This window comes from Polynucleobacter antarcticus, from assembly GCF_013307245.1.
Classification (GTDB): domain Bacteria; phylum Pseudomonadota; class Gammaproteobacteria; order Burkholderiales; family Burkholderiaceae; genus Polynucleobacter; species Polynucleobacter antarcticus.
Map to the genome: position 1 here is coordinate 456,925 of NZ_CP028941.1, position 12,555 is coordinate 469,479.

16 protein-coding genes and 1 tRNA gene are annotated in these 12,555 nt (G+C 42.5%); 7 read left to right on the top strand and 10 right to left on the bottom strand.

The genetic code is table 11. The annotated features are described in order from the left end of the window. Positions 1-20: 20 nt before the first annotated feature. A complete protein-coding gene (locus DCO16_RS02405; RefSeq protein WP_173942184.1) occupies positions 21-434 on the top strand; it encodes a putative toxin-antitoxin system toxin component, PIN family in 414 nt (137 codons plus the stop codon). On the opposite strand, the gene DCO16_RS02410 is transcribed toward DCO16_RS02405, so the two are convergent. Further along, positions 424-1,440 (bottom strand): LLM class flavin-dependent oxidoreductase, encoded by a 1,017-nt coding sequence (locus tag DCO16_RS02410; protein ID WP_173942185.1) that lies wholly within the window; start codon positions 1,438-1,440, stop codon positions 424-426. The two genes, DCO16_RS02405 and DCO16_RS02410, sit on opposite strands and share 11 nt — an antisense overlap. Positions 1,441-1,473: 33 nt before the next feature. Between DCO16_RS02410 and DCO16_RS02415 the strand changes: the two genes are divergently transcribed. Genes DCO16_RS02415 through DCO16_RS02425 form a run of 3 tightly spaced genes read left to right on the top strand, consistent with a single transcriptional unit; the run spans position 1,474 to position 2,318 of the window. Next, on the top strand, positions 1,474-1,713 hold the full coding sequence (locus DCO16_RS02415) for a hypothetical protein (protein WP_173942186.1): 240 nt from the start codon (positions 1,474-1,476) through the stop codon (positions 1,711-1,713). After that, complete coding sequence (locus DCO16_RS02420) at positions 1,710-1,913, top strand: SlyX family protein (protein WP_173942187.1); 204 nt, start codon at positions 1,710-1,712, stop codon at positions 1,911-1,913. Before DCO16_RS02415 ends, DCO16_RS02420 begins: the two co-directional genes overlap by 4 nt. 54 nt (positions 1,914-1,967) lie before the next feature. Beyond that, positions 1,968-2,318, top strand: a complete 351-nt coding sequence (locus DCO16_RS02425; RefSeq protein ID WP_173943735.1) for a phage holin family protein — start codon at positions 1,968-1,970, stop codon at positions 2,316-2,318. 12 nt (positions 2,319-2,330) lie between these two features. Here the strand turns inward: DCO16_RS02425 and DCO16_RS02430 are convergent, their stop codons facing one another. Both DCO16_RS02430 and DCO16_RS02435 read right to left on the bottom strand, forming a co-directional pair. Beyond that, positions 2,331-4,160 carry an AsmA family protein gene (locus tag DCO16_RS02430; protein WP_173942188.1) on the bottom strand — a complete coding sequence of 610 codons (1,830 nt, stop codon included), beginning with the start codon at positions 4,158-4,160 and terminating at the stop codon, positions 2,331-2,333. A 44-nt stretch (positions 4,161-4,204) separates the two neighbouring features. Next, positions 4,205-4,420: an HP1242/YdcH family protein gene (locus DCO16_RS02435; RefSeq protein ID WP_173942189.1), complete on the bottom strand. Its 216-nt coding sequence runs from the start codon at positions 4,418-4,420 to the stop codon at positions 4,205-4,207. Between the two features lie 231 nt (positions 4,421-4,651). On the opposite strand from DCO16_RS02435, the gene DCO16_RS02440 reads away from it, so the two are divergent. Then, complete coding sequence (locus tag DCO16_RS02440; protein WP_173942190.1) at positions 4,652-5,518, top strand: hypothetical protein; 867 nt, start codon at positions 4,652-4,654, stop codon at positions 5,516-5,518. Here the strand turns inward: DCO16_RS02440 and DCO16_RS02445 are convergent. After that, positions 5,515-5,784 carry a hypothetical protein gene (locus tag DCO16_RS02445; RefSeq protein WP_173942191.1) on the bottom strand — a complete coding sequence of 90 codons (270 nt, stop codon included), beginning with the start codon at positions 5,782-5,784 and terminating at the stop codon, positions 5,515-5,517. The two genes, DCO16_RS02440 and DCO16_RS02445, sit on opposite strands and share 4 nt — an antisense overlap. A gap of 120 nt (positions 5,785-5,904) precedes the next feature. Between DCO16_RS02445 and DCO16_RS02450 the strand changes: the two genes are divergently transcribed. Further along, positions 5,905-6,219 (top strand): hypothetical protein, encoded by a 315-nt coding sequence (locus tag DCO16_RS02450; protein WP_217426685.1) that lies wholly within the window; start codon positions 5,905-5,907, stop codon positions 6,217-6,219. 10 nt (positions 6,220-6,229) lie between these two features. Here the strand turns inward: DCO16_RS02450 and DCO16_RS02455 are convergent, their stop codons facing one another. Next, positions 6,230-7,252, bottom strand: a complete 1,023-nt coding sequence (locus DCO16_RS02455; RefSeq protein ID WP_173943737.1) for an extracellular solute-binding protein — start codon at positions 7,250-7,252, stop codon at positions 6,230-6,232. A gap of 133 nt (positions 7,253-7,385) precedes the next feature. After that, entirely contained in the window at positions 7,386-8,954 is a 1,569-nt protein-coding gene (locus tag DCO16_RS02460) for an ABC transporter permease (protein ID WP_173943738.1), read from the bottom strand. Between the two features lie 68 nt (positions 8,955-9,022). On the opposite strand from DCO16_RS02460, the gene DCO16_RS02465 reads away from it, so the two are divergent. Further along, positions 9,023-10,093, top strand: coding sequence for an ABC transporter ATP-binding protein (locus DCO16_RS02465; RefSeq protein WP_173942192.1), 1,071 nt, complete (start codon positions 9,023-9,025; stop codon positions 10,091-10,093). Between the two features lie 52 nt (positions 10,094-10,145). Here DCO16_RS02465 and DCO16_RS02470 read toward each other — a convergent pair whose 3' ends face one another. From DCO16_RS02470 to DCO16_RS02485, 4 genes are all read right to left on the bottom strand, one after another. Continuing rightward, a complete protein-coding gene (locus DCO16_RS02470; RefSeq protein ID WP_173942193.1) occupies positions 10,146-11,486 on the bottom strand; it encodes a TAXI family TRAP transporter solute-binding subunit in 1,341 nt (446 codons plus the stop codon). A gap of 270 nt (positions 11,487-11,756) precedes the next feature. After that, positions 11,757-11,846 (bottom strand) — tRNA-Ser (locus tag DCO16_RS02475). A gap of 38 nt (positions 11,847-11,884) precedes the next feature. Further along, positions 11,885-12,187, bottom strand: a complete 303-nt coding sequence (locus DCO16_RS02480) for an addiction module antidote protein (RefSeq protein WP_173942194.1) — start codon at positions 12,185-12,187, stop codon at positions 11,885-11,887. Next, a complete protein-coding gene (locus tag DCO16_RS02485; protein WP_173942195.1) occupies positions 12,184-12,552 on the bottom strand; it encodes a type II toxin-antitoxin system RelE/ParE family toxin in 369 nt (122 codons plus the stop codon). The genes DCO16_RS02480 and DCO16_RS02485 overlap by 4 nt, the downstream gene beginning before the upstream one ends. Positions 12,553-12,555: the final 3 nt, after the last annotated feature.

The following is a 12,555-nucleotide window of genomic DNA, read 5'->3' on the forward strand; positions in this document are numbered from 1 at the left end:
TTATGGTGATGCCAGTATTCATGCCTATCGTTTTAGATACCAATATCTTGCTAGATATTTTTGTCTTCAATGATGCTAGTACTGTAGATTTAAAAGTAGCTGTCCTTAATCAAGCTATTCGAGCAATAGCTAGCCCTAAGACTCTTGACGAGTTCACAGAGGTGATCGCCCGCCCCCTCTTTCAGCTCAACGGCGAGTCACAAGCAGCAATCTTGGCGCAATGGCGATCGATGGCAGAGTTATATAATGACGCACAGTTAGATATGGCACCATGGATATGTGAAGATGCCGATGATCAAATCTTTTTGGATATTGCCTTTCAACTCAGGCCAAGCATCCTCATTAGCAAAGATAAAGCGATATTGAAGTTAGCGAGCATTGCTGCCAAAAACGAGGTTGTGATTACCTCACGCTACGAGGCATTTAAGCGCTAGAGCTAGGGTGTAGGCCTTTCGCAGCCTCAGCTGCAATCTCAAAAGATCGTAAGCGCGATTGGTGGTCGAATATTTGACCAGTAAAAACAATTTCATCAGCGCCAGTCTGATCGAGCCAATATTGCATCTGCTTTCTGACGGTCTCTAAAGACCCGACGGCTGAACACTGTAAGGTATTGCTAGCGCTGGCTTTTTCATGTGGCTCGCAAAAATCATCTAAATCGGCGATTGGAGGCGGCAACTGCCCCCGAGTATTGCGGCGCATACGAACGACGTGTTGCTGAAGAGTAGTAAATAGATGCTCGGCCTCTTCATCTGTATCTGCTGCTACGACATTCATCAAAAAAGCACAGTAGGGCTTCGCAAGCTTCTCAGATGACTTAAATGTTCTGCGATAGCTTTGCATGGCATCTAGTAACTGCTCTGGAGCAAAGTGTGAAGCAAATGCATAAGGTAAGCCAAAGTGCGCAGCTAATTGGGCGCCATACAAACTAGAGCCTAAAATCCAGATTGGCACCTCGGTATTCGCCCCAGGAATAGCTTTTACGGCTTGATTCTCTTGAATAGGGCCAAAGTAATCTTGTAGCTCCATCACATCCTGCGGAAAGCGATCATCACTGCCCTGCAAGTCTCGACGTAAGGCCCTTGCTGTTAGCTGATCAGTGCCTGGCGCCCGCCCTAAGCCCAACTCAATTCGACCAGGATAGAGGGAAGCTAAAGTACCGAATTGTTCTGCAATGACTAAAGGAGCATGGTTAGGCAACATGACTCCGCCAGACCCCACACGAATACGCGAGGTTCCTGAGGCAATATATCCAATTAAGACGGCTGGAGCCGAGCTCGCATTGCCGGTCATATTGTGATGTTCTGCCACCCAGTAACGGGTATAGCCCCACTGCTCAGCATGCTGAGCAAGGTCTAATGAGTTTCGCAAGGCATCCCCAGCAGTATGCCCCTGCGGAATCGGAGATATATCTAAAATAGAGTATGGGACTACATTGGTCATACCTAGATCATACTAAGAAAGCATTCAACCAAGATGAATAAACCAAAAATGGCAGATGCTGATCAAGGCCTGTTTAAACCTGGGAATACTCTCAGGCATAAGAAGACTGGTGGTTTTTATAAACTTGTTGTATTGGCTAATGTCGAGGCGAATTTAGAGCCCGCTTATGTTTATGAGTCAATGCAATCACACGACTTTTGGATACGTCCGCAAGCAGAAATGGAAGATGGTCGATTTGAGCTAGTCGATACATCAGAAAAGGAATCGAAATGACCGAAGATCGAATCACTAACCTCGAAATTAAACTGAGTTTTACCGAAGACCTGGTTGAGCAAGTCAATCAAACGGTCTACAAGCAACAGCAGCAAATTGAATTTTTGTACCGTGAACTGAAATCCATCAAGGAACAGGCTGGAAGTAGTGATGCTTCGATTGGAAACTCTCCAAAAGATAATATTCCCCCGCACTATTAATCACCTGATACGATTGAATAAAATTTCAACAATACCAACTAATACAGAAAGCTCATTATGGGTAACTTAACGCTTTTTCTAGTCCAGTGGGGATTAACCTCTCTATCACTCTGGGCAGCCAGTTATATTTTTAGCGGCTTGCGCTTTGCGGATGGGGGATCGCTACTGATTGCAGCCCTATTGCTAGGATTTGCTAATGCCGTTGTCAAGCCACTCCTCATTCTTCTAACATTGCCACTGACCGTCCTTACTATGGGCTTATTTTTATTGGTAGTGAATGCATTGGTGCTGATGCTAGTATCCGCGCTTGTCAGCGGCTTTACGATTTCTAGTTTCTGGACTGCTTTTTTTGCCAGTATCTTTATTTCTTTATTCAGTCTTTTTATTGGCAACTTACTCACTTAAATCACTCTGCCCTTACTGCATCCCTGGATAAATATCAGCCCAGGGATGGAGCGCCTCTCTACAAGGCTGACTTTTCGAGCTGAGCGATTTAGCATTCTCAGCAAGTATGCTTGCACCCCCTGTCAAGAAACCAAGGCCGATAGAGACTGCACTACTCACTACTCCAGCTTGGTTAACCATTGCCTTAGGATTGGATAGTGTTCCACCCACCTTGACCAGACCAGCCAAATCTAGACCTGAAGTGAGACCAGATTTTTCCCGTGGTTCAATGGTGAGGTTAACCCCCTCAGTCTTCAGATTAATAGAACCTGCTAAAACCACATTTAAGCGATCTGTTTCAATGCCGATGGTATTGGCAATATTTATTTGACCGCTGTTGATCGGCAAATAGGCAACAGCGCATTCAAGCATATTTTCAGCTGTTTTCTTACGTAAGGGATTGATGGCATCCAGCAGAGTAATGACGAGTTCACCACCATCATTCAAAAAATTAGAGCCTATTTTGGCCTGACTAATATCTAATTGAATTTTTCCATTGGCATTTGATGCCATTTGGTGCAGACTTTTACCCGTCATCTTGAGATCAAAAGCCAGCTTCATATTGCCGCCACTCACTTTAGAGCTTGGGTCAATACGGGCCAATAGATCCTCTAATGTGAAATCCTTTGTAAATCCCTTTGATGTGATTACTGGAGAAGCGCTACCCAGGGCAGAAAACCCTAGCTGAATATCAGCCTGACCCTTACCCATCTGAAACATGAGCTGCGGAATATCGATCGAAGAGTCATTCATTTGAACGATGGCACTGAGGTTCTGTAGCGGCTTTCGCTTTGGCAAGCCTAACTCAGTAATCTTGATCACAATCTTGCCTTTTGCCTTTGGCAATACATCAAACGGCAATATTTCATCGCTCAATAAATAGGGTGATGATGGCTTTTTATTGGCTAATTGAACCTTACTTGATTGGCTTGATTTATTTAATAGATTGGTTGATCCCTGTATTGGAATATTGGGCGTACCACCTACTGAAGGCCAATCAAAAGCATCGGAGGTAAGTCGTAGATCAACTATCGGCAAGGATTTAGGGCTCTTGATCACCTCCCCTTGAATCATCATAGATTTTCCGCTCACTCCTAGCTTGAGGTCGAACGCAAACTGACTGGGAGAGACATCCCAGTGCTTTATCAACCCTGAAATAGAGTCTGTTTTACCTGCAAGACTAAGTACTAGACCTTGATAGTCCATGTCAAGGAGGATGGAGGTCTTTTTGCTGCTTTCGATCGAAGATAATCGTTTGATTTGGTAGAGGGAGTCTTGCCCTGAGGCATTCCGATAATGAATTGTGGCATTGGTGACTGAGATATTCCCCATAGTAATACCGCTCTCATCATGAGTTGAGGTAGCTTGACTACTTACGAGAGGCAGAGAGGAGCTAGGGGGGTCAATATTCATGTCCCAATTTACTTTGCCAGCAGCATTTTTTTGCAAAAATACCTCTAGGCCACTTAATTCAACCTGATGAATTTCAATACGCTTACTCAATAGCGGGAATATTTTTATATTTATGTCCATGCGTTTGAGAGTAAGCATATCGGCGGATGTGGCCCATGAATCATTACTCAAGCTCAGCTGCTCTGCCGATATAGTAATTTTAGGAAACAGGTTCAAACTAATAGGGCCAGAGATTTTTAAATCTCGCCCTGTAGCATTCTTCACCGATGAAGCAAGGACCTTAATTAGCTGCTCGGGCTTGATCATAGATGCTACATACCAAGCCCCCAAGCCCCCAAGAATAAGTAAGCAGACTAAAGAAATGCCAAAAATTTTGGCTTGTATCTTCATTAAAAGTGACGCTGTAAATGGAGCCGATTAAGCCAGAGCCAGATTTAGGCACTCGCCTTTTTTAAGACCGCATAGATTTGGTCTTTGAGCAGCAACTTCTCTTTCTTTAAGGTCTCAATTTCGTCTGGAGTACTAGGTTCGGCATGGGCCTCGAGTCTTTGAATATGCTGATCGAGCTTATTGTGCTTATCAAATAAGTGTGAAAAATGACGATCTGATGTTTTTAATTTACTAATAAGCTCGCGATATTCTGGGAACATGGTCTCTCTTCAGGTGGGGTTAGAGGTAATGCTGTCAGTTCAGTGTATCAACATGCAGCCTGAATTCAAGTCCCAGAGACCCTTTAAGATAAATATAGTTGGCGAGGAGAAAATACCCCTGATATTCCAAGGTAAATCCCCATATCAATATCAGTAAAAGCATGTTGAAATTGAAGTAATATTCATTTATGCAATTAGCATATTCACTAGCAAAAAGAAGGGTAATAAACCATGGCTACAAAGAAGTCACCAGCAAAAAAGAAAGTAGCTACTAAGGTGGTAAAAAAAGCCCCTGCAAAAAAAGCTGTCAAGAAGGCTACTTCTAAAAAAGCAGTGGCTAAAAAGACAGTAGCAAAAAAAGTAGTCAAGAAAGCTACCGTAAAGAAAGTTGCCCCAAAGAAACCGGCTGTCAAAAAACCAGCCGCCAAAAAGATTGCGGTCAAGAAGCCCGCAGCAAAAAAAGTTGCTAAAAAATCCCCTAAGGTCGCAAAACCTAAACCGCTCAAGGTAGACCAATATGGGCTAGAAGAAGATGATGAGTTTTACGGTCTGTACTTTGCTAAATCAACCAAAAAAGGGTTAGTTGAAGTAAAACCTTGCACCTTCTCCTTAATGTACTGGTGGAAGGGCTTGCTGGGCTACCCCGACATGATTGAGATTTCAAAAGATAGCAATACTGCCATGTTGCAATTTGAATCCACTTTTGGCGGTGGCGATTCTGGAGAAACTGAATTGACAGAAAAAGATGTATTTGATGTGGATCACATCATTGAAGTAGATGAAGATGAGCAACTGCTTTCTCTTTACTCTTACATCCCTATCCCAGTTCCAGAGAGCCTAATCGGTGCCCTAGGCCTCGCTATTTTGAACATCAACCCAGAAACCCGTTATGGCAATCTAGAAATCTGCTCTACGGATAATGAAGATGGCAAGAATGAGCACTTTTTGCGCTACCGTGCTGCCACGTATTTACGAGGCATTAAATCGGGCAAGGTAGAGGCTATTGAAAGCATGATCACCAATGGATCAGAATTCTTTGGCCTTGCTTTAGATGCCATGTGTGTCAATAAGTCTATTAAGAAATGGTTGCTAAGCTAAAAGCTAGTACACCTAAATATGTAAGTCATAGGAAAGCGGTCGTTAACAGTTGTTCGGGTTTCGACAATACTGGCGCCCTGCTTTCCTAGTTTTTTACATTCCAAAACTGCCGCAGCCTGCGCCTCAGTATCTTTTGCAGATTTAGGGGCATGCACCCCAACCGTGCCATCAGATTGACGATAGACTCCAAACTCACTTTGTGGGGTGCCACAACTGAGCATAGTCATACCTAGACTCAATATCAAAATACTACGAATGTTTTTCATGGGCAAAAGTCTGTGCGTGATGTAAGAATATTTCATTTTAACGACCTTCCAATGCAATGCCTCTGACTTTCAATTACGATTACTACTTAGGTAATTTCATTATCAATGAGAAAGATGCAAATGATCCAGGTACTTTTAATCAATCCCAATACCAAAACAGTCAGCTACGTAGATATTGCCGATACTAAGGAGGCGCTTCAAGAGCTGATTGGCTTTACCAGTATTGACTCAGACGAAATTGACGATAACGGAGATAGATTATTTTTTGATGAAGATTGCTTTATTAGACAGCAAGCTAATATAGGCAGATTTAAAATCGATAGCCTAGCGCCTGTTGCTGGCATTGGTGTGATCGTGAATAATAAGGATGGGAAAACATATCAATCTGCTGCCGTTGATCTCGAGGCATTAGTAAAGCGAGTAAGTTTTTTATAGTCCTTCTTGCTTACTTGTAGCCTACTCGATCCAAAATTCGCTGGGCTGCAATTTGATTTCTACCAATAGCGGCAATAGAAATATTTTCAGCCTTAAATGGTCCCAACAATTTGAGACCTTCATTCTCAATTTTCACAGACTTGACTACAGGCCACTCATTATTACCGTTGGCAAAGTACTCTTGCGCTGAATCGCTAGCCAGATATTCTAAGAACTGAATGGCTGCCTGCGAATGCGGTGCATTTTTGGCGACTCCACCACCCGCAATATTGATATGCGCGCCACTAGTTTGTTGATTAGGCCAAATAAATCCAATCTTTGACACTATCGCTTGATCTTCAGGCTTAGTAGATCGCAATAACCGCACCAAGTAATAAGAATTCGTGAGTGCTACCCCACATTCACCTGAGGCAACCGATTTAATTTGATCCGTATCACCGCCTCTTGGAGGGCGAGCCATATTGTTCACCATGCCTTTAGCCCATGCTTCTGTAGCAGCCTCGCCGCGGCGTTCAATCATTGCACCAATCAGGGACAGCATATAAGGATGAGCGCCAGAGCGAGTGCATACCTTGCCTTTGTTTATGGGCTCTGCAAGCTTCTCGTAGGTATCAACGTCTTGTGGGTTTACTTTCGCTTTGTTGTAAACCACTAAACGTGCTCTCGTTGAGAATCCAAACCAAGTAGAACCTTCGGGATCTGGTTTGGCGCGCAAATTTTCCGGAATCCGACTCTCCAGGTACTTAGACTCAATAGGCTTAAAGAAGCCATCTATTTGGGCACGCCACAGCCTCGCAGCGTCTACCATCAAAATCACGTCGGCCGGACTGTTAGCACCCTCGCTTTTTAATCTCTCTCCCAGAGCATTGTCATCCGCCTCAATACGATTAATTTTGATACCTGTCTTATTGGTGAAGTTCTTGTATAGCGCTTCATCCGTTTGATAGTGGCGAGCCGAATAGAGATTGAGCTCTTTGTTGCCACCACCCTCTTTGATGGACTGCGCATTTACAGAAGCCAACGCGGAAACCATGAGTCCGCACATAGTGACAATTTTGAGAGCTTGTTGAGTAGTCATGATCGCATTGAGAATGAATATTAGATGAGACCCAATATATCACAAATACGAATGATTATCAGTTATAAAACAGGGTGATTACAGATTTTTAGGACTTGGAGATCACTCTAGAAAGTATCAATACCGGAAAAAGCCCAACTAAAACAATGGTTAAGGAAGGTAAGGCGAGCTCCGCTAAGCGTTCATCCGCAGCCAATTGATAGGTGGCCACGGCCAAAGTATCAAAATTAAATGGCCGTAATAACAAGGTTGCCGGCAACTCTTTCATCACATCCACAAACACAAATAAGCCTGCAGTAATAAGGCTGCGCTTTAGGAGTGGTACGTGCACCCTACGCAATATTTGTATTTTAGAAAGCCCCAATAGAGCAGCAGAACCATCCATAGAGGGCGTGATACGAGTCAGCCCAGCCTCTACGCTTTGCAGGCTGGATGATAAGAATCGGACTAAATAAGCGTATACCAGGACCAACATACTGGCAGACATCCACCAAGCCAATTGGAAGATCTCTAAAAAAGAAAGGATACCAATAGCCAGTACTGCTCCAGGAAGCGCATAACCAAATCCTAGCAATCGATTTACCCATGCCAACTGGGCATTGAGCCTCACTGCGTAAGCAAAAAATAGAGCGAGCACTACAGAGATGATTGCGGTCACCATCGAGACAGATAAAGAGTTTCTTAACCAATCAAAATATCGAGCATCCACACTAAAACCTTGCTGATACAGTAATTGCAATAATGCAAACGCAGGTAATAAGAACCCAAACAACAAGGTCAATCCGCAAAAAGCAAATGCAATATATGCGGCTTTACCTCTCAATACTTTAGGAAGAGGCTTACTCTGTGAAGTAGCTGCATAGCGTAATTTTGAGCGACTGCTTTGCTCCATAAAAAATATCAGCAATACAAAGCTCAGTAATCCAAGTGCTAATTGAACTGCTGCCAAGCGGTCTCCAAAGGATAGCCATGCCTTAAAAATACCCGTGGCGAAGGTTTGTACACCAAAGTAAGAGACTGCTCCAAAGTCAGCTAACACTTCCATCAGTGCCAAAGCCATACCAGCAAAGATTGCTGGCCTCGCCATGGGTAATACTAATTTAATGAACCCTTGTAGTGGACTATAGCCAAGGGTTTCTGATACTTCGATCAGACGACCACTACGCTCCAGAAAAGCTGTGCGTGTAATGAGATAGACGTATGGAAATAAACAGAATGAGAATGACCAGATGGCACCACTCATAGATCTAGGATCAGGAAAGAACCAGAGAGTATCTGCTCCAAGCAATGTTCGCAGAGCACTTTGTAAGGGCCCAGAAAATTGCAGTACATCGACAAAGAGGTAGGCCATCACATAGGTAGGTACTGCTAAAGGCAGAATCAAAGCCCATTCAAATACTTTTTTTCCTGGAAAATCATAACTGGCAATAATCCACGCATTACCTACACCTAGAATAAAAACGCCAAGCCCTACCCCGAAAATCAACACTAAAGTAGAGGCGATATAACCCCCAAGAACAAAGTTCCATAAATGGCTGAGCGTACCGGATGCCATGAGATCCGTATGGGTACTAAAATTGGGAAATAGGAAGGGCGCTGCCAGACCAAATAGGGGCAAAAATAACAACAAGGCAAGGGGCACCACAATACGATTCATCAAATCGGCATTCCGTTTAGACTCTAGCTATGTATTAAACCATTAGCATTGATGAGAAAATTATAGGGATGAACTTAGTAAACACACTGCTTTCTATTCAGGGACTTGAAATCGACTACCCCGGTCGAGACAACAACGACCGTGTTGTCGCGGTGAAAGACCTTAATTTAGATCTTGAAGAGGGTGAGATTGGCTGCCTCCTAGGCTCTTCTGGCTGCGGAAAATCGACTGTTCTGCGTGCAATTTGCGGTTTTGAGCCAGTCAAGGCCGGCCAAATACGTCTGCGCGATACGCTGGTTAGCTCTCCATCGATTCATCTGGCGACCAATCAAAGACGCATTGGTATGGTTTTTCAGGACTTTGCACTCTTTCCACATCTGAATGTCTTAGAGAATATTGCATTTGGCCTGCGTTCATTCCCCAATACACAAAGAGCCTCTGTAGCTAAAGAATGGCTCAAGCGCGTAGCACTCTCAAACAAAGCAGATGCCTACCCACATGAGTTAAGCGGTGGTCAGCAGCAGCGAGTTGCCCTGGCTAGAGCTATGGCTCCCGAGCCAGATTTAATTTTGCTAGATGAGCCCTTCTCCAGTCTGGATATTGATCTTCGCGAGCGTCTTGCTACGGAGATGCGCGATATTCTTAAAAGTAATAACATCACCGCTCTGCTGGTAACCCATGATCAATTTGAGGCATTTGCAATTGCAGACAAAATAGGTGTCATGGCAGAAGGGAAAGTAGCTCAATGGGATGCGCCCTATGAGCTCTATCACCAACCTATTAATCGCTATGTTGCCGACTTTATTGGTCGCGGTGTTTTTGTTAAAGGCATTGTTCAGCCTGACAGAAAAGTAAAGATTGAACTTGGTGAGCTTGATCTAGATGAAGATCAGGTCTATACCATTGGTAAAGAAATTGATGTTTTGCTGCGCGCCGATGATATTGTCCATGATGATCACAGCGCAATGCAGGCAGAAGTAGTGAGAAAGACTTTTAGAGGAGCAGACTTTCTGTACACCCTCAAACTCAATTCAGGAATAGAGATTTTTGCTTTTGTTCCGAGCCATCATGACCACGCAATTGGCGAAAAGATTGGCATTCATTTAGTAGCAGACCACGTAGTAACTTTTAGCGGCTAATTGATCCCGAATAGACTGTTCTAGAAATTAAATTAATAAGACGCGGTACGTGTTAATCAAATTTTAGTTTCATCTTCAATAGATGAATCGCGTGAAGAAAACTAAAATATTCACTTTCGTCACCAATAGGAACGTGATGTTGAATCGCATTGATATTAATAATATTCAAACGCTCAAAAATTTTCTTTTTATCTTCATCACTCAGATTCTCATGGCATATCCTATTTTCAATCGCAAGCATTTCTTCATAATAAGGTCGCTTTCGAATGCTAAATCTAAATTTTCTAATGTGAAGATTTAATTTAGATAAAGGATAAAAAATTGCAAATATCGTCAATAATAAAAGCCAAGCACGATCGACAAAACCCGCCAACCAAAATGGCAAATATCGCATCGCTTGTGGCGGGCCATAGTCATAAAATCTTGCTGCTACTGGGCTTAATGGAATAGTTGGGTCCATGTAGGCGGGAAATTCGTTACGTTTGGAAAAGAATAGATCCGTAGAATTCCTCAGCATATCTTTTCCAGCAATCAAAAGCGCCAATTGTAGGTCTGGATGCATATCTTTTCGAACCACGAGGCTAGTAGTTGTCGCAAGCAGTCCTACATCTTGATGAGGTAGTTTTTTATAAACATCAATTGAGCTAGCTGGTAATTTCAAAGCCACAAAAGAGTTAAATACTTTCTGAAAGCCGGTAGCATACTTAAAATCAAAAAGCTCTACCCCTGGCTCGCGCATTAAGGTTTGTATGATTGGGTCAAGGTGAGAGGAAACACTAATTAGTACATCGAATTCACCTTTTAAAAACTTTTCCTCAGTGGCTAAAAAGGAATTAGATTTGATATTTTCCAATTGATCAATGTTGATATCGTAAGCTTGAAATAATTTCTTAGCAATAATGTATGAGCCACTCTTAGTTGGACCAAGCCCAACCTTAAGCTTAGCTAAATCAGCGATGTTTGTGATAACACCAACCTTACTTTTTCTGTAAAATATCCAAATAGGCTGGTAATCTATACTCCCCAAGGAGTAAATTCCTTTTACTTGATCAGCATTTAATGCCGAGCCATAAGTAAAAGCCACATTCACATTATCGACATCATTTTTTAATCTAAGAACATTTTCAACAGCGCCATCCGTATTTACAATCGAGACATCTAGCCCCTCTTGTTTTAAATACTCGCGGGCAGTCTCAGCATAGATCGACCAATCAGAGCCTGCATAAGATGTGGCAAATGCGAGCGTCTTATCTGGAAACGGTTTGAGATAAATTAATAATCCAATAATTGCGACGATAAAGGCAATAAGAACTAATTTAGATTCCTTAAATTGTTCTTTAATTGCTAAATACTCATCAATGATGATAATTTTTAAGTAGCTATGGGCATTCATCAATAAACCTTAAGTTAAGCTTTATAAATTAAATTAATAATGTAATTTATACAATATTACTTGTTCAGAAATTATGGTGAAGATCTTATCAAACATTTATATATCGATTTAATTTCCAGCGCCCTGTTTTGATGCAATGAGCTGCTTTATTAAAACAATACTGAACTAGCAGAAGCTCAAGTTAATATGTTCTTTATGCACTCCAAATTCTATGGAGGGATGATAAAAGTGAGATAAAGTCAGCTAGAACACCCATCTATATTGACTCATTGGCGGAGAGGGAGGGATTCGAACCCTCGGTACCTTTGACAGTACGCCTGATTTCGAGTCAGGTACATTCGACCACTCTGCCACCTCTCCGAACCGAAACGCAATTATACCGGGAGCAACCCTTGCGACTAAGTATGAATTTCTGCCACACTTAATCTCAGGCCAACCGAATGCAAAATTCTATTCACAGTATCTAAAGTTGGATTACCACTTTCTGCTAGTGACTTAAAAAGCGTTTTTTCACCTAAGGAGGCGCTACGCGCTACCTCGGCCATTCCATTTGCTTTAGCTACCTGTCGCAATGCAATTAACATTGCGCCTTGATCCTCTAATTCCATTACCGCATCTAAATATGCTGCAGCCTCTTTAGGGTCTGTAAGTGCCTCAAGCAAGCTAGTTTCGTAACTTTTATCTCGTTTACTTGTTCTCATGGCTTTCCTCGCCTTTTCCAATCTTCCAAATATTTAATTGCTTCTTTAATGCTTCGCTCTTGATTACTCTTAAAACTACCGCATAAAAGCAGAATCCATTCGCTACCCTGTCTACTTAAATACACTCGAAAACCTTGAGCATAGTCCAGCCTAAGCTCTTGCACCCCCGAGTGCAGCGGCTTGCAATCACCTAAATTTCCAGCCTGAAGCCTAGTAAGACGGGCTCTAATTTTGGCCTTTGCCAAGGGATCTTTTAATGCACGAAGCCAAATCTCGAATGGGGCACTTCCATTTACATCTGTATAAATCTTAAGGTTTATTATAGTATCTTTTAGAATACTATCAACTTTACTGCCATTTCCCATATG